Raw genomic sequence first — 16,297 nt, forward strand, 5'->3', positions numbered from 1 at the left:
TCATGGTCTGAGCAGGGCAACTGCGGCGGCCGGGTCGGACGGCAGGTAGAAGTGGATGTAGGAGGCGGTGAGCCGGCCGCGGCGGAACACCGCTTCGGCCACCGGCTTGTCGTTGGGGCAGACGCCACGGGCGAGCGGCTCCTCGCTGCTGTCCAGCAACGAGTGGTGGAAGGTGTGCCCTCGCAGCGTCCCCTCGGGCAGCGTCACGGCTTGCAGCGCCAATGCAGCGAGGCGTTTCTGCATGCGTGCCTCGCCCGGCAGAAGACCAAGCAGCGGCGCGCGTTCGCCGGCTACGTCGGTCAGCGCGTCGAGCAGATAGAGCATGCCGCCGCACTCGGCGAGGATCGGCTTGCCCATCTCGTGGTGCGCGTGGATGGCCTGGGCCATCGCGCGGTTCCCGGCCAGCGCCCGCAGGTGCAGCTCCGGGTAGCCGCCGGGCAGGTAGAGGCTGTCCACCTCCGGCAGCGCCTGGTCGCGCAGCGGCGAGAAGAACACCAGTTCGGCACCCAGTTCGCTCAGCAGGTCTAGGTTGGCCTGATAGAGGAAGGCGAAGGCATTGTCCCGCGCCACACCGATGCGCACCCCATCGAGGCCGGAGGGCTGGCTGCGTGACTCGGGCGCGGCAAAGCTCACCGGCGCCGGCAGCTCGGTACTCGCGCTGGCCGCCAGGGCATCGGCGGCGGCGTCCAGGCGGGTGTCGAGGTCGGCCAGTTCGTCGGCCTGCACCAGGCCAAGGTGGCGGCTGGGCAACTCCACGTCGGTATCGCGCGGCAGCGCGCCATACCAGCGAATCCATTCCGGCAGGCTGTCGCGCACCAGGTCGCGATGGCGCTGGCTGCCGATGCGGTTGGCGAGCACGCCGGAGAATGGCAGGTCGTTCTGGTAGGTCGCCATGCCGACCGCCATCGCACCGAAAGTCTGCGCCATGGACTGGCCGTTGATCACTGCCATCACCGGCACATCGAAGCGCCGCGCCAGGTCGGCCGCCGAGGGCGAGCCGTCGAACAGGCCCATCACACCCTCGATGAGGATCAGGTCGGCCTCGCCGGCCGCCTCCCAGAGCAGGCGGCGGCTCTCCCGCTCGCCGACCATCCACAGGTCCAGCTGGTAGACCGGCGCAGCACTGGCGCGAGCGAGGATCATCGGGTCGAGGAAATCCGGTCCGCACTTGAACACCCGCACCTTGCGCCCGAGGCGCGTGTGCAGGCGCGCCAGGGCGGCGGTCACGGTGGTCTTGCCCTGGCCCGAAGCGGGCGCGGCGATCAGCAATGCGGGGCATTGGCGCGAGGTCATCGGGCGCGCTCCGCCACAACGGGATGCATCAGTACTCCACCCCTTTCTGCGCCTTGATGCCGGCCTTGAAGGCATGCTTCACCAGGCCCATCTCGGTCACGGTATCTGCAGCCTCGACCATGGCCGGCTGCACCCCGCGGCCGGTCGCGACCACGTGCTGCATGGGCGGGCGCGCAGCAATATCAGCGAGCACGGTGTCCAGCTCCAGGTAGCCGTGCTTGAGGGCGATGTTCACTTCGTCCAGCACCACCAGGCCCACTTCCGGGTCGGCCAGCAACTGGCGCGCGACTTCCCACGCTGCCTGCGCCTTGGCGATATCGCGCTGGCGGTCCTGGGTTTCCCAGGTAAAACCTTCGCCCATCACGTGGAAGCTGACTTCCTCGGGAAAGCGGCGGAAGAACGCTTCCTCGCCGGTGGTGGCGGCGCCCTTGATGAACTGCACCACGCCCACCTTCATGCCGTGGCCCAATGCGCGGGCGGCCATGCCGAAGGCCGAGCTGCTCTTGCCCTTGCCGTTGCCGCTGTTGACCAGGAACACACCGCGCTCGCCCTGGGCCTGGGCGATCTTCTCGTCGATCACCTCTTTCTTGCGCTGCATGCGCGAGCGATGGCGCTCGTCCTTTTCCGGGGATTCAGTCATGAAAGGGAGCTCCAGATAGGCATTGCGCAGGCGTCAGGCCGCCGGCCGGGTAGCAGCGCACGAGAAATGGAATGGGCAGACGAGCCAGCAGCTCGCGCGGGCGCAGGCGGCAGAGGTCGCCCAGCACGAGGGCTGTCGACCTGGGGAACAGGGAATTCAACTGAAGGATTCTCCGCCGCTCTCACCCGCGCGGCACTGACCAGTCGGGGCAGGCGGAGGACGGCAACGCGCGGCGCAGGCGGCCGGCGTCGGCAGCGCCTCCCGCGATGCCATGCGATGCGACAGGCCGGTCTCCGGGCTTGCGAGTGGAAGCGCGTGGCGTTTCCGAAGAACCGCGCCTTCCCATGCTGGAGCACAGTGGCGGATTGCGGTTCGAAGCTCGCTTACCGTTGCGGGGGCAGCGCCGGAATGGTCGATTGCGCATCGATGCCACCGGCTTCCCTGTTTCACTCGCGGCTCGCACCGAGAGCACCTGAAGCAGGCGCGCAGCTTAGTGGCTGGCGGCCTGGGGCGTCAATTGAAGCGGATGTCTCCAGGCGGGTCACAGCTCCGGGCAGCCGCTCTAAAAGGCGACACACATGTCCAATCATGGCAGTGTGTAACTCCGCTAGAATGCGAACCATGACGATGACCGCCCAGCCCGGCCAGCTTCAACTCGACCCCTCCGCCAACCCACCACTGATGCACGTCAGCGGTGACTGGACGCTCGCGCATTTCTCCGCGCTGGAAGCCCAAATTGCCGCCCAGCGCCACGCAGAGTGCCCCGCCGAGCTGGATTTTGCCGGTCTCGGCGCGCTGGACACCGCTGGCGCCGCGCTGCTTGCCGAGATCATCGGCGGCGCGCGCATGAGCCAGCTGGAGCAGATCGCCCGCAACCTTCCCGCCGAACGCCAGGCATTGCTGCGCGCCGTCGGCAGCGCCATCACCCAGTGCCGCCTGGACGAAAAGGCGCCGGAGCCGGGCAACGCGCTGGTCGATGTGCTGGAACGCATCGGCATCGCCACCCTGACCTTCCGCGAACACCTGGTCGGCGTGCTCGGCTTCATCGGCCTGACCCTGCAGACGCTGCTCAGAAACCTGCTACGCCCGCGTCGCTGGCGCCTCACCTCGCTGGCCGCGCATATGGAGGAAACCGGGCTGGACGCCGTGCCCATCGTTGCCCTGCTGACCTTCATGGTCGGCGCGGTGGTGGCCTTCCTCGGCGCCACGGTGCTGCAGAAATTTGGCGCACAGATCTACACCGTCGACCTGGTGGGCTTCTCCTTCCTGCGCGAATTCGGCGTACTGCTCACTGCGATCCTGCTCGCCGGCCGCACGGCCAGCGCCTTCACCGCGCAGATCGGCTCGATGAAGGCCAACCAGGAGATCGACGCCATCCAGGCGCTGGGCCTGGACCCGGTGGAGCTGCTGGTGCTGCCACGGGTGCTGGCCCTGCTGCTGACCCTGCCGATGCTGACCTTCCTGGCGATGATCTCCGGCATCTTCGGCGGCGGCGTGGTCTGCGCCCTGAGCCTGGATATCTCACCGCGCATGTTCCTCTACATGCTGCAGAACGACATTGCCGTGCAGCATTTCCTGGTGGGCATCGTCAAAGCCCCGGTGTTTGCCTTCATCATTGCCGTGATCGGCTGCCTGGAAGGCTTCCGGGTCAGCGGCAGCGCGCAGTCGGTGGGCGAGCACACGACCTCCAGCGTGGTCCAGTCGATCTTCGTGGTGATCCTGCTGGATGCGGTCTTCGCGCTGTTCTTCATGGAGATGGGCTGGTGAGCGAACCGATCATCGTCGTCCGTGACCTGGCCAATCGCTTTGGCAGCCACGCCGTGCACGAGCACCTGGATCTCGACGTGATGAAGGGCGAGATCCTCGGCGTGGTCGGCGGCTCGGGCACCGGCAAGTCGGTGCTGCTGCGCAGCATCATCGGCCTGCGCCAACCCAGCGAAGGCAGCGTGCATGTGTTCGGGCAGAACCTGCCGGCGCTGCCGCCGCTGGAGCGCTCGAAGCTGGAACGGCGCTTCGGCGTGCTGTTCCAGAACGGCGCGCTGTTCTCCTCCCTGACCGTGAGCGAGAACATCTGCCTGCCACTGATCGAGCATGCCGGGCTGTCCCGCGCCGACGCGCAATTCATGGCCAAGGTGAAGATTTCCCTCGCCGGCCTGCCGCCGGATGCCGGCGGCAAATACCCGGCCGAGCTCTCCGGCGGCATGGTCAAGCGCGCCGCCCTGGCCCGCGCCCTGGCGCTGGACCCGGACATCCTGTTCCTCGACGAGCCCACCGCCGGCCTCGACCCGATAGGCGCGGCGGCTTTTGACCAACTCATCCTGACCCTGCGCGACGCCTTTGGCCTCACCGTGTTCCTGGTTACCCACGACCTGGACACCCTCTACACCATCTGCGACCGCGTCGCCGTACTCTCGCAGAAGCGTGTGCTGGTGGTGGGGCCGCTGGACCAGGTCGCCCAGACCGACGACGCCTGGGTGCAGGACTACTTCCACGGCCCCCGCGGCCGTGCCGCGCTGCAGGCCACCGAACACCTGCGGGAGGAAAGCTGAATGGAAACCCGTGCCCATCATGTGCTGATCGGTCTGTTCACCCTGGTCGTGTCGATCGGCGCGCTGCTCTTCGCCCTGTGGCTGGCACAGTCGAGCAACGACCAGAAGTACAAGATCTACGACGTGATCTTCAACGAGGCAGTGACCGGCCTGTCCGAAGGCGGCACCGTGCAGTACAGCGGCATCCGCGTGGGCGACGTGACGTCCCTGCGCCTGGACCCGAACGACCCGCGCAAGGTCCGCGCACGCATCCGCGTGTACGACAGCACGCCGATCCGCGAAGACACGCGCGCCAAGCTGGCCCTCACCGGCGTCACCGGCCAGGCCATCATCCAGCTTTCCAGCGCCGCCCAGGACAGCCCGCCGCTGGCCAGCAAGGACGGCGAAGTGCCGGTGATCAAGACCATCCCCTCGCCCTTCGCCAAGCTGCTGGCCAACGGCGAGGACATCGCGACCAATATCAACAACCTGATCAACAACGTGAACCGCATGTTCTCCCAGGAGAACGTCGACCGCATCAGCCGCACCCTGGACCACATCGACCAGGCCACCGGCGTAGTCGCCGAGCAGCGCGACGACATCCGCCAGACCTTCAAGGAGCTGGCCGCCGCCAGCGAGCAGGCGCGTATCACCCTGGCCAACGCCAGCCAGCTGCTCGAGCGTGCCAACCAGACGCTGGGCGGCAAGGGCCAGGACATCCTCGACGACACCCAGAAGACCCTCGCCTCGCTGCGTACCAGCAGCGAGCGGGTGGAGCAGTTGCTGGGCAGCAACTACGACTCGGTGAACGGCGGACTCGATGGCCTGGGCGAGATCGGCCCGGCGATCCGCGAACTGCGCTCCACCCTGGAAGACCTGCGCGGCGTCACCCGCCGCCTGCAGGAAAACCCCACCGGCTACCTGCTCGGCCGCGAACGCAACAAGGAGTTCCAGCCATGACCGCCCTCCCACGCCTGCTCGGTGTTGCCGCCCTGGTCAGCCTGTTGGGCGCCTGCTCGATCCTCCCGGAAGCGGAGAGCCCCGACTTCTACCTGCTGCCGGCCACCCAGCAGCCCGCGCGCAGCAATGCGCCGGTGAACTGGTCGCTGCGCGTCAGCGCGCCCAGCGCCAGCCTCGCGCTGGACAGCAACCGCATCGCCGTAGTCCCGCAGGGCAGCCAGATCAGCAGCTATCAGGGCGCGCGCTGGAGCAACCGCGCCCCAGGCCTGCTGCGTGACCGCCTGCTCGACGCCTTCACCGCCAACGGCAGCGTGCGCGCCCTGAGCAGCGACGAAGCCAGCCTGCAGGCCGACCTCGACCTGACCGGCGACCTGCGCGCCTTCCAGAGCGAGTACCAGAACGGCACTCCGGTGATTCATCTGCGCTACGACGCCCGCCTGGTGCGCACCCTCGGCCAGCGCATCGTCGCCTCGCACACCTTCGAGGTCCGCCAGCCGGTGGGCGGCAAACAGGTGCCCGAGGTGGTCAGCGCCTTCGGCAAGGCCGCCGACCAGCTTTCGGCTCAGGTGGTGGAGTGGACGTTGCAGCAGGGGCAACTCAATCGCCCCCAGGTTGGCAGCACCCAGTAGCCTGACGAGGGGCGCATCCCATCTGGACCGAGTCAGGTTGTGCACTGGTCGCGTGATGGCTCAAGCTTGCAGGTTTCCACCTACATGGAAGTACAGATATGGACATTAGCGCCTGGCTGCGCAGATTGCTCGGACGCCCCGCGGATTCGATCGACACCAATGCGATCGTTCTTCAGAAGCGCCCCCTGGAAGCCTGGCCCGGTGATCGCCAGAGTCTCTACCGCTTTCTCACCCGCTACGCGGATCAACCAGACGGCCTTCCCGACGACGCAACGACGCTGCCGGATGAAGTACCGGCCGCCGAGGGAGAAATGGGCTGGAGCGCTGGCGCCCTGGATGGCGTGTTCGGTCACCATGGCCACACCGGACAATCGGAGGAGGTCGAGCAACTGCTGGGCAAGCTGCGCGCAGCTTGCGACAGCCCAAACGCTCCCGCCATGATCACCTTGTACGAGCACCTTTGCCGCGCCTCGCCCTTGGAATACCTCGATGTGCTGATCGAGCGCCTGCCGGATTACCCCGGTATCCGCAGGGAAAAACTGGAGTCACTGGCGCTCTGGCTGGCAACGGAAGCCCCCGACCGCGCCCCGGTGAAATTCGCCATGGCAATGCTGGGGATTCTGGGAAACAGGAGTCATGCCGACATCCTGACCACGCTCGGCCTGCACGAAGAGTTCACGTTGTACGCCGCCGTGGCGCTGGGGAATCTGCTCCCCCCGACAGAAGCAGAGCACAGACAGTGGCAGCTTGCCCGCAAGGTACATGGCTGGGGACGCATCCATCTGGTCGAGCGTCTGGCGGCAACACACAACGTGCAGATCAGGGACTGGCTACTGCGAGAGGGTTATCGCAACGACGTGATGTACGAGTACCTCGCCTATAGCTGCGCGGTAGGCGGACAACTGGCCGCCGCGCTCTCGGTGCCCGCCGTCGGACTGGATGACGACCTGCTGAACTGTGCAGCGGAAATCCTCTCCGCACTGTTGTGCGGGGGGCCCGCCCGGGACATTCGTGACTATGCCGATGGCGCCTGGGCGTGTGACAGCTATCTTCTGCAGGTGACCAATCGCCGGAGCGACTCCCTGCAATCACTGGAAACCACCGGACAGATTCTGGACTTCCTGAAAGGCGACGAAGACTGGGACACGCTGGAGCAGTCCGGCTGGACTGAGCAGACCCGTGAACGCCTGGCTGCTCGCGCACAGGCCTTCGTCGACGATCCCAAATGGCCACAAACCGTGCTGGCGGCTTTGCAGCAGAGCGACCGGCAGCAAGTCTGGCAGGGTATATCAGCCGCACGACTGCTTGATCTGGACATCTGGGAGCCGCTCTTCCTGCGACAGGCCGAAAAGCGCGGCGAACACTGGTACCAACTGATGCAAACCCATGACAACGAGCGCGTGCGGCGAGTGCTGGACCTGGCGAGACAGCAACTGGATCTGGCCGCCATTGCCAGTGGTCCTGGTGAAACCCTCGGACTGGGTCCGGCGTATCACCTGCACAGCGACCTCGACTTCATTCTGCAAGACCTCGACCGATTCCCTGGCGAGGGCTGGGACCTGATCCGCACAGGCCTCCAAAGCCCGACAGTGCGCAACCGCAATATGGCGCTCAAGGCCATTTCGGCATGGCCACGGGAAATCTGGCCGGGCGACGCGCTGCGGATGCTCCGCAAGTGCCAGCAATCAGACCCTGTCGAAAGTGTCAGGCAGCGCTGCGAGGAACTGCTCAAAGAACAGCACTGACCGATGAAAGAAGGCGGCCCGAGCCTGGCGCCGCCATCACACACCTCAGCGGCAGTGGTAAGGGCTTTCGCCCTCCAGTTCCTGGTCCGTCTCCACGTCCCTGATGGTGACGATGGCCTTCGGGTAGACCGAGCAGAGCGAATTGCGCACGGTATAGATACCACTGCCATGGGCGAGGAACTTGCCGTTGCTCAGAGCCTTGCCGGACTCGTCATGGGCGCTGACTTCGTAGTTGCCGGTCATGGTGATGCAGCCGGCGAGCGCCAGCAGGGAAAGGATCGGAACGAGGACTTTCATGGATTCTCCTTGGACGCGAGGCGCTCCTTCTGCCTGGGCATAGGGCGGCGCGGGTGTCGATCCGTGACGGGTTCGCGAGAGCAGGAATGGCCAGCCAGCATGGCAAGGTCGATGTGGATACGACCCATGCCGGTCACCGCAGTTCAGGGAGCGCCCTCGCAAGAGCGCCGGCTGAAGGTGTTTCGGACGAGAGGTGGTATCAGCGCTTGCCCATCGAGCGACGCGAGCCGCGCGGATGCGGTGGGCGGTACTCGGCCTGGTCGTGAGGCTTGCGATGCTGGTAGGCGGTTCTCGCCTGCTGCTGCGCGGCAAGGGCGGCCTTGGCCAGCTGGGCCAGGGAGAGTTTGGGTTGTTCCTGCGCGTTGTCGGCGCTGTCTTCGCGGGGCGGCTGAGAGGGCGTCATGGGTAGACCGGTTCTGAAAGGTTCGAAACGGCACATAGGATAGCCGATCTCGGCCTGTTCCGGCTGCCCACCCGCACGAGCGGTGGGCGCAGGGTCATCAGCTCGGCGGGAACAGCGTATCGGGCCGGCGAACGTACTCCACCGCTTCGGCCTGGGTCAGGACCCAGATCTGGCTGATACGGCTGTCCAGGCCCATCTTGATGCCGACGAACTTGCCGGTGATTTTCGGCAACTGCCCGTAGACCATGAAACGATTGTCCTCGTCGCGGATGCGGATGGACACCGACAACGGGTAACTGATGGTTTTCTTGTACAGCCCGAGCGTCATCACCTGGCGCAGCAGGGTCGGCTTGGGTCGCTTCAGGGTGATCACCGGGAACACGGCGCTGTCGACGAAGCCCACCATCATTCCCGAAGGGATCACCCGATCAGCCAGCGCCGGGCTGCTCAGCCCCAACAACAAGGCAACGGCTCCGAGCAGCTGAAGCGTCCAGCGTTGCAGCGAAGCGCGTGAGGGTACTGCTGAAGTCATCGGATTTCCCGCCCTGGTTTTCCTGTTTTCGTTATCGCCCGGTCAGTGATCCCGGATCTGAGGGTGGAGCGTAGCGGTTCGCCGCGCCGCTGTCCGTACATTGATTCACAGCCTCCGGATATTGCCACGCAAAGCAGGATGATGATCGCGCGACATTGCCGTGCAAGTCGGCGTCACGCGTCGGCCAGCCACATTGCAGCGGGCCTTCGCGCGCTCTATCGTGACGCCTCCCACCGTCACACCGAGAATTCCCCATGAGCGCCCTGCGTGAAGCTCTCGCACGCTTTTCCCGCCTCGAACTGGCCGGCGGCCCGACGCCGCTCGACAAGCTGGAGCGGCTGTCCGCACACCTGGGCCGCGATCTGTATGTGAAGCGTGACGATACGACGCCCTTCGCCCTGGGCGGCAACAAGGTACGTAAACTGGAATTCCTCGCCGCCGATGCCCTGAAGGCCGGCGCCGACACTCTGGTCACCGCCGGAGCGATCCAGTCCAACCACGTGCGCCAGACTGCCGCCGTCGCTGCCAAGCTTGGCCTGCGCTGCGTGGCGCTGCTGGAAAACCCCATCGGCACCGATGACCGCAATTACCTGAGCAACGGCAACCGCCTGCTGCTGGACCTGTTCGGCACCGAAGTCGAACTCGTGCAAAACCTCGATACCGCGGACGAGCTTCTGGCACAGACCGGCGAGCGTCTGCGCCGCGAGGGCCGCAAGCCCTACCTCGTGCCCATTGGCGGCTCCAACGCACTGGGCGCCCTGGGCTACGTGCGCGCCGGACTGGAATTGGCGGAACAGATTCGCGCCAGCGGCCAGGAGTTTTCTGCCGTGGCGCTCGCCTCCGGCAGCGCGGGCACCCATGCGGGCCTGGCGATTGCGCTGGCCGATGCCCTGCCGGGGCTGGACGTCATTGGCGTGACCGTCTCGCGCACCGATGCGGCACAGCGGCCAAAGGTGGAAGGATTGATTGAACGCACGCTGGAGCTGCTCGGCCACAACGCCTCGGCAGCACCGAAAGTGCAACTGTGGGACGAGTATTTCGGCCCGCGCTACGGCGAAGCCAACGCCGGTACGCTGGAGGCGGTGCGCCTGCTGGCGAGCCAGGAAGGCCTGCTGCTGGACCCGGTCTACACCGGCAAGGCCATGGCCGGATTGCTCGATGGCATCCGCCGTAATCGCTTCTGCAAGCCAGGACCGATCCTGTTCCTCCACACAGGCGGCTCGCCGGCGCTGTTCGCTTATCATTCAGCGATCTCACCAATATAACAATTAGATCTCGACATGTAATTTTTTACTATTTTATTGCATAACAATTTTGCCCATATAGTCGCCACGCGTTGACTAACCTGCTTAAAACACCAAAAACGGGGACCACCATGACCTTCTCCGCACTGCGACGTCATTTCCTGCTTGCCAGCCTGACCCTCACCCTCGGCGCCAGCCTCTTCGGCCAGGCCCAGGCCGCGGACGACCTGCTCGCCCAGATCAAGTCCAAGGGCGAAGTCCGCGTCGGTCTCGAGGGCACCTACCCGCCCTTCAGTTTCCAGGACGAGAACGGCAAGCTGGCCGGTTTTGAAGTGGACTTTTCCAACCTGATCGCCAAGGAGCTGGGCGTCACCGCCAAGCTGCAACCGACCAAGTGGGACGGCATCCTCGCCGCGCTGGAATCCAAGCGCCTGGACCTGGTGATCAACCAGGTGACCATCTCCGAGGAGCGCAAGAAGAAGTATGACTTCTCCGACGCCTACACCGTCTCCGGCATCCAGGCGCTGGTGCGCAAGGGTGACGAAGGCAAATACGACACGCCGGAGAAACTGGCTGGCGTGAAGGTCGGGGTGGGCCTGGGCACCAACTATGAGCAATGGCTGCGCGAGCATGTGCCGCAAGCTGACGTGCGCACCTACGAAGACGACCCCACCAAATTCCAGGACCTGCGCAGCGGCCGCATCGACGTGATTCTGGTGGATCGCCTCGCCGCCTTCGACATGGTCAACAAGACCAAGGGCGCCATGGCGCTGACCGGCGCGCCCTTCGCTCGCCAGGAAGCCGGCATCGCCCTGCGCAAGGGCAACCCGGAACTGCTCGCGGCACTGAACAAGGCCATCGAGAAATTCAGGGCTGATGGCACGCTGAAAACACTGTCGGAGAAATGGTTCCAGGCTGACGTCACCCAATGATCGAGGAAAGCCTGCAGCTAGCGCTGGATTCCGCGCCCTTCCTGCTCAAGGGCGCGGTCTTTACGGTAGTCCTCAGCGTTGGCGGCATGTTCTTCGGACTGCTGCTCGGCTTCGTACTGGCGCTGATGCGCCTGTACGGCTTCCCCCCCGTGCGCTGGATCGCGCGCATCTACGTGTCGTTCTTCCGCGGCACGCCGTTGCTGGTCCAGCTCTTCATGATTTATTACGGCCTGCCTCAGGCCGGCATCGAGCTCGACCCGTTGCCGGCGGCGCTGATCGGCTTCTCGCTGAACATGGCCGCCTATGTCTGCGAAATCCTCCGCGCTGCCATCGGCTCCATCGACAAAGGCCAGTGGGAGGCCGCCGCCAGCATCGGCATGACCCGCGCCGAAACCCTGCGCCGGGTGATCCTGCCGCAGGCCGCGCGCACCGCCTTGCCGCCACTGGGCAACAGCTTCATCTCGCTGGTCAAGGACACCGCCCTGGCCGCTACCATCCAGGTCCCGGAACTGTTCCGCCAGGCCCAGCTGATTACCGCGCGCACCTTCGAGGTCTTCACCATGTACCTCGCAGCGGCACTCATCTACTGGATCCTCGCGAGCATCCTGTCGCACCTGCAGAACCGCCTGGAAGACCGGGTCAACCGTCATGACCAGGAGCACGACGCATGATCGAAGTACGCCAGCTGACCAAGCAGTTCCGAGGGCAGGAGGTGCTCAAGGGCATCGACCTGACCGTGGAGGCCGGCGAAGTGGTCGCGATCATCGGCCCCAGCGGCTCGGGCAAGACGACCCTGCTGCGCTGCCTCAACCTGCTGGAAGTGCCCAACGGCGGGACCATCCAGGTTGGCGACATCCGCATCGATGCCTCACGGCCGCTCAGCGGACAGCAGGGACTGATCCGCAAGCTGCGCCAGCACGTGGGCTTCGTCTTCCAGAACTTCAACCTGTTCCCTCACCGCACCGCGCTGGAGAACGTGGTGGAAGGCCCGATCATCGTGAAGAAGGAGCCTCGCGCCCAAGCCATCGAGCGTGCCCGCCAGTTACTGGCGAAGGTCGGGCTGGCCGGCAAGGAAGACTCCTACCCCAAGCGCCTTTCCGGTGGCCAGCAACAACGCGTTGCCATCGCACGCGCCCTGGCCATGCAGCCGGACGTGATCCTCTTCGATGAGCCCACCTCGGCGCTCGACCCGGAACTGGTCGGTGAAGTTCTGTCGACTATCCGCGGCCTGGCCCAGGAAAAACGCACCATGGTCATCGTCACCCACGAAATGAGCTTCGCCCGCGACGTCGCGAACCGGACGATCTTCATCGACAAGGGCGTGATTGTCGAACAGGGCGACGCCAAGGCACTGTTCGCCCACCCAAAGGAAGAACGCACCCGTCAGTTCCTCAGCAAATTCCTCGACCAGGGCGAGAAGCGCGTAGCGGAATAGAATCGAATTAATCGATCAATATACGCCGATATTTGCGCTTTTTTATCGATAGAGCGCGAGAGAACATAGTCCCATGAACCGCGCGGTCAGGCCCACCCGCCTGCCGCGCCCCAAGAGGACTAAGTCATGATCGAACGCAGACCCTTCCAGCAACTTGGCGGCGCCAACCACGGCTGGCTCAATGCCAAGCACCACTTCTCCTTTGCCGAATACTACGACGCCGAGCGTATGGACTGGGGCAACCTCCGCGTCTGGAACGATGACGAAATCGCTGCCGGCACCGGCTTCCCGCCGCACCCGCATCGCGAGATGGAAATTATCACCTACGTCCGCCAGGGTGCGATCACCCACCAGGACAGCCTGGGCAACAAAGGCCGTACCGAAGCGGGCGACGTACAGGTGATGAGCGCGGGCTCGGGCATCGTGCACTCCGAGTACAACCTGGAGAAGGATGTCACCAAGATCTTCCAGATCTGGATCATCCCGTCGGTACGCGGCGGCACGCCATCCTGGGGCGCCAAACCCTTCCCGAAGGGCGACCGCGCCGGGCGCTTCGTGACCCTCGCCAGTGGCTATGAGAACGACGCCGACGCCTTGCGCATCCGCGCCGAAGGCCGCCTGGTCGCCGCCACTCTTAAGGCCGGACAGACCGCCGAGTATGAACTCGACGGCCGCCGCGGCTACCTGGTGCCGGCAACCGGCAAGGTCGAGGTCAATGGCGTCGAACTGCTGGCCCGCGACGGCGCCGCAATTGCCGACGAGGCCGTGTTGAAGGTCACGGCGCTGGAAGACAGTGAGGTGATTCTGGTCGACGTCGCCTGATCCACACGATGGTGACAAAAAAAGGCACGCTGGTTGGCGTGCCTTTTTTATTTCACCGTAGAAATTAGCGCTTGCGGCAAAGACTCATGCCATCGCCAATCGGCACCAGCGAATAATCCACCCTCTCGTCCGTCTTCAACGCAAGGTTGAGCTGTTGGATCGCTCGGGTGTCCGCGCTTTCCGGGTTCGTCTCCAGCACCCGCCCGCTCCACAGTACATTGTCGAAAACCACCAGGCCGCCTTCGCGCAGCAGCGTCAGGGCGTGCTCGAGGTAAACGGGATAGTTGGCCTTGTCGGCATCGATGAAAATCAGATCGAAACTGCCTTTCTGGTCTCCAGCCATCAGCGTCTCCAGAGTGGCCTGCGCCGCGCCGAGGCGTAGCTCGATTCGAGAGTCGACGCCTGCGTCACGCCAGTAGCTCCGGGCGATGTCATTGTACTCACCAGGCAGGTCGCAGCAGAGAATATGCCCGCCTTCCGGCAAGGCCTCGGCCATGCACAGGGCGCTGTAGCCGGTGAAGGTGCCGATCTCGAGAATGCGTTTCGCGCCGGTGAGTCGGACCAGCAGGGCGAGGAACTGCCCCTGCTCCGGGGCAACCTGCCAACGGGACATCGGCAGGCTGGCAGTCTCGGCTCGCAGGCGAGCCTTGACGGGAGAATCGCGCAGGGATACGTCGAGAAGGTACTGGTATAGCGAGTCGTCCAGATTCAGCGTGCGGGTGGTCATGGGCCCTCCTGAGGATCAAGGATGGAGGGCGAGACTCTGGACGGCGAGGACGCGCTTGGCTTCCAGGAAGGCCTTCTGCCAATAGGCGCTGTCGAGGCTGTCCAGGCGTACGGTCCCGCCCGTTCTGGGCGCATGAACGAAGCGCCCCTCCCCGACATAGATACCCGCATGACTGACGCCCCGTCCACCGCTGGTGGCGAAGAACACCAGATCGCCGCTCTGCAGGGACTCGCGGCCGACGGTAGGCGCGCGCAGGGAAATCATCTCGCGAGTGGAGCGCGGCAGCATCAGGCCGGTTGCATCACGGTAGACGTAGCCGATCAGGCCGCTGCAATCGAATCCACCATCCGGCGTGTTGCCGCCCCAACGATAAGGCGTTCCGACCAAGCCAATGGCACGGATCAGGACATCGTCAGCGGCCTGGGTGTTGTAGACGGGAGCAGCGGGCGCGTTCACCACGGGAGGCGGCGACGGTGGCGTACGACTGGCGCAGGCGGCCAGCGAGGCGAGAACAACCAGAAGAATGATGCGCTGAGGAACGAACATGTGATGGCATCCCGTCAAGGAGTGCCATCACTTTCTACCAACAGAGACTTGAGCGCAATACTTAAAGTAAAACTTTAAGTTTAACGAGTCGCTGTTTTCGGCTCGTAGCCGGGCTCGAGCACGCGCTTGGCTTCCATGAAGCTCAGGCGCCAGTAGCTTTCGTCCAGGCGATCCACCCGTACACCACCGCCGCGGCGGCTGGCTGAATGGATGAATTGTCCATCGCCGATATAAATGCCGGCGTGACTGACCCGACCGCGACCACGATTGTTGAAGAAGATCAGGTCGCCCGGTTGCAGGTCTTCTTTGGAGACCAGCGGGACGTCCATGTTGATCATCTCACGCGTCGAACGCGGCAGGCTGATGCCCGCTTCTTCGCGGAACAGATAGCCCACGAAACCGCTGCAATCGAAGCCCGTCCGCTCCGATTTCCCACCAAAGCGGTACGGAGTACCGATCAGCGAGAACGCGCGGTCCAGAATGTCGGATACATGGGCAGTTGAACTGCCGTTATCGTTTTTGGCCCCCTCGTCCTGCGACTCATTCATCAGCGCTATGTTGTGCTGATTGACCTGGAGAGCGGCTCGAGTGACAGGCGCTGAAGCCACCTGATTCGGCTGCGATTCCGGCGAATGGCTGGCGCAAGCTGCCAGCAGCAGAACGAAACTCATGGGCACGAGGGGTGCGAAGCGTTTAAGCATGGGCACGACCGTGTCTCATTAGTTCCATTTAATAGCGGGCTAATTTGCCCGCTCAATGGGGGTAATGCAAGTTTTTTATCGCGGAATGTGACCCAGCAGGCGCGGCATAATGTCTAAGGCTCGACCCGCCATTCTCTCTTCGACCACTGAACTCAGGTCCGTCAGGCCTGGATTCACCTCGGCGGTGAAGCCCCCCGCGTCCCGAGTGCGCAGCACCGGCTCGATGATGTAGGGGAAGCTCGCAGTGGTTCCTACCAGCAGAACAGCGTCGAAGCCTTTGCGCAATTGCGCATACAGCGTGTCGATCGCCTCCTCGGGCAACATCTCCTCGAACAGCACCACTGGCGGACGCAACACGCCTGCGCAGCGCGCACATTTCGGTGGTAACGGCCCCTGCAGATGCCCTGCCAGCTCGGAGCTTTCCAGCCCGCACGACTGGCAGTACAACGGCGCCAGCTGGCCATGGATCTGGATCAGCCGCTCAGCAGGCGAGCCCGCGCGACGATGGAAGCCATCGATGTTCTGCGTCAGCACCCAGCATTCCGGCTTGAGCCGCTGCAGTTCGGCGATGGCCTCGTGGCCGGCATTTGGCTGCGCGTTCAGGCAAGCCTTGCCCAGTTCGGCCAGGTATTTCCAGCACAGGGCGGGATCTTTCTGCAGCATCGGACCGGAAATCGCCACCTCGATGGGTATGCCTTCCGCTGTCCGGCCGTTATATAGACCACCCAGCCCCCGATAGGTCGGCATCCCCGAGTCAGCGGAAAGTCCGGCGCCAGTAATCACCAGGATGCGCTCGGCGCGCGCCAATGCCGCGCCCGTGCGTTCGATGGCCGAATCCATGCACCCTCCTCCGCAGCCGGGCC

The 16,297-nt window shown here is 64.5% G+C and carries 19 protein-coding genes and 1 riboswitch; of the genes, 10 read left to right on the top strand and 9 right to left on the bottom strand.

From position 1 onward, the window contains the following. Complete coding sequence (locus tag C167_RS0130765; RefSeq protein ID WP_017522154.1) at window positions 1-1,293, bottom strand: cobyrinate a,c-diamide synthase; 1,293 nt, start codon at window positions 1,291-1,293, stop codon at window positions 1-3. A gap of 28 nt (window positions 1,294-1,321) precedes the next feature. Continuing rightward, window positions 1,322-1,933 (bottom strand): cob(I)yrinic acid a,c-diamide adenosyltransferase, encoded by a 612-nt coding sequence (gene cobO / locus C167_RS0130770; protein WP_017522155.1) that lies wholly within the window; start codon window positions 1,931-1,933, stop codon window positions 1,322-1,324. A 266-nt stretch (window positions 1,934-2,199) separates the two neighbouring features. Then, window positions 2,200-2,424, bottom strand: a riboswitch (cobalamin riboswitch). A 130-nt stretch (window positions 2,425-2,554) separates the two neighbouring features. On the opposite strand from cobO, the gene C167_RS0130775 reads away from it, so the two are divergent. From C167_RS0130775 to C167_RS0130795, 5 genes are all read left to right on the top strand, one after another. Beyond that, window positions 2,555-3,700: an ABC transporter permease gene (locus C167_RS0130775; protein ID WP_017522156.1), complete on the top strand. Its 1,146-nt coding sequence runs from the start codon at window positions 2,555-2,557 to the stop codon at window positions 3,698-3,700. After that, complete coding sequence (locus C167_RS0130780; protein ID WP_017522157.1) at window positions 3,697-4,482, top strand: ABC transporter ATP-binding protein; 786 nt, start codon at window positions 3,697-3,699, stop codon at window positions 4,480-4,482. Before C167_RS0130775 ends, C167_RS0130780 begins: the two co-directional genes overlap by 4 nt. Continuing rightward, on the top strand, window positions 4,483-5,421 hold the full coding sequence (locus C167_RS0130785; RefSeq protein WP_017522158.1) for an MlaD family protein: 939 nt from the start codon (window positions 4,483-4,485) through the stop codon (window positions 5,419-5,421). Next, window positions 5,418-6,050, top strand: coding sequence for an ABC-type transport auxiliary lipoprotein family protein (locus C167_RS0130790; protein WP_017522159.1), 633 nt, complete (start codon window positions 5,418-5,420; stop codon window positions 6,048-6,050). The genes C167_RS0130785 and C167_RS0130790 overlap by 4 nt, the downstream gene beginning before the upstream one ends. A gap of 98 nt (window positions 6,051-6,148) precedes the next feature. Beyond that, complete coding sequence (locus C167_RS0130795) at window positions 6,149-7,795, top strand: hypothetical protein (RefSeq protein ID WP_017522160.1); 1,647 nt, start codon at window positions 6,149-6,151, stop codon at window positions 7,793-7,795. 45 nt (window positions 7,796-7,840) lie between these two features. On the opposite strand, the gene C167_RS0130800 is transcribed toward C167_RS0130795, so the two are convergent. The 3 genes from C167_RS0130800 to C167_RS0130810 all read right to left on the bottom strand — a co-directional run bounded on the left by C167_RS0130800 (window position 7,841) and on the right by C167_RS0130810 (window position 9,027). Next, entirely contained in the window at window positions 7,841-8,092 is a 252-nt protein-coding gene (locus tag C167_RS0130800; RefSeq protein WP_017522161.1) for a hypothetical protein, read from the bottom strand. 199 nt (window positions 8,093-8,291) lie between these two features. Then, complete coding sequence (locus C167_RS0130805; RefSeq protein ID WP_017522162.1) at window positions 8,292-8,495, bottom strand: hypothetical protein; 204 nt, start codon at window positions 8,493-8,495, stop codon at window positions 8,292-8,294. A gap of 97 nt (window positions 8,496-8,592) precedes the next feature. After that, window positions 8,593-9,027, bottom strand: a complete 435-nt coding sequence (locus tag C167_RS0130810) for a hypothetical protein (protein ID WP_100227328.1) — start codon at window positions 9,025-9,027, stop codon at window positions 8,593-8,595. 254 nt (window positions 9,028-9,281) lie between these two features. Here C167_RS0130810 and C167_RS0130815 point away from each other — a divergent pair, with 254 nt between their 5' ends. The 5 genes from C167_RS0130815 (at window position 9,282) to C167_RS0130835 (ending at window position 13,460) form a co-directional block, all read left to right on the top strand. Further along, on the top strand, window positions 9,282-10,292 hold the full coding sequence (locus C167_RS0130815; protein WP_017522164.1) for a D-cysteine desulfhydrase: 1,011 nt from the start codon (window positions 9,282-9,284) through the stop codon (window positions 10,290-10,292). Window positions 10,293-10,402: 110 nt separating this feature from the next. Then, the gene (tcyJ, locus tag C167_RS0130820; RefSeq protein WP_017522165.1) at window positions 10,403-11,203 is read left to right on the top strand and encodes a cystine ABC transporter substrate-binding protein; all 801 of its coding nucleotides are present in this window, start codon (window positions 10,403-10,405) and stop codon (window positions 11,201-11,203) included. Beyond that, window positions 11,203-11,874: a cystine ABC transporter permease gene (tcyL, locus tag C167_RS0130825; RefSeq protein ID WP_026079388.1), complete on the top strand. Its 672-nt coding sequence runs from the start codon at window positions 11,203-11,205 to the stop codon at window positions 11,872-11,874. Before tcyJ ends, tcyL begins: the two co-directional genes overlap by 1 nt. Next, window positions 11,871-12,638: an L-cystine ABC transporter ATP-binding protein TcyN gene (tcyN, locus tag C167_RS0130830; RefSeq protein ID WP_017522167.1), complete on the top strand. Its 768-nt coding sequence runs from the start codon at window positions 11,871-11,873 to the stop codon at window positions 12,636-12,638. Before tcyL ends, tcyN begins: the two co-directional genes overlap by 4 nt. A 126-nt stretch (window positions 12,639-12,764) precedes the next feature. Continuing rightward, entirely contained in the window at window positions 12,765-13,460 is a 696-nt protein-coding gene (locus C167_RS0130835) for a pirin family protein (RefSeq protein WP_017522168.1), read from the top strand. Window positions 13,461-13,524: 64 nt separating this feature from the next. Here the strand turns inward: C167_RS0130835 and C167_RS0130840 are convergent, their stop codons facing one another. From C167_RS0130840 to C167_RS0130855, 4 genes are all read right to left on the bottom strand, one after another. Further along, the gene (locus tag C167_RS0130840) at window positions 13,525-14,187 is read right to left on the bottom strand and encodes an O-methyltransferase (RefSeq protein ID WP_017522169.1); all 663 of its coding nucleotides are present in this window, start codon (window positions 14,185-14,187) and stop codon (window positions 13,525-13,527) included. Window positions 14,188-14,202: 15 nt separating this feature from the next. After that, on the bottom strand, window positions 14,203-14,733 hold the full coding sequence (locus C167_RS0130845; protein WP_017522170.1) for a C40 family peptidase: 531 nt from the start codon (window positions 14,731-14,733) through the stop codon (window positions 14,203-14,205). An 80-nt stretch (window positions 14,734-14,813) separates the two neighbouring features. Then, entirely contained in the window at window positions 14,814-15,440 is a 627-nt protein-coding gene (locus tag C167_RS0130850) for a C40 family peptidase (RefSeq protein ID WP_416774577.1), read from the bottom strand. Window positions 15,441-15,509: 69 nt separating this feature from the next. Further along, entirely contained in the window at window positions 15,510-16,274 is a 765-nt protein-coding gene (locus C167_RS0130855; protein WP_017522172.1) for an NAD-dependent protein deacylase, read from the bottom strand. Window positions 16,275-16,297: the final 23 nt, after the last annotated feature.

Origin of the sequence: Pseudomonas nitroreducens TX1 (assembly GCF_000313755.1) — a bacterium.
Classification (GTDB): domain Bacteria; phylum Pseudomonadota; class Gammaproteobacteria; order Pseudomonadales; family Pseudomonadaceae; genus Pseudomonas; species Pseudomonas nitroreducens_A.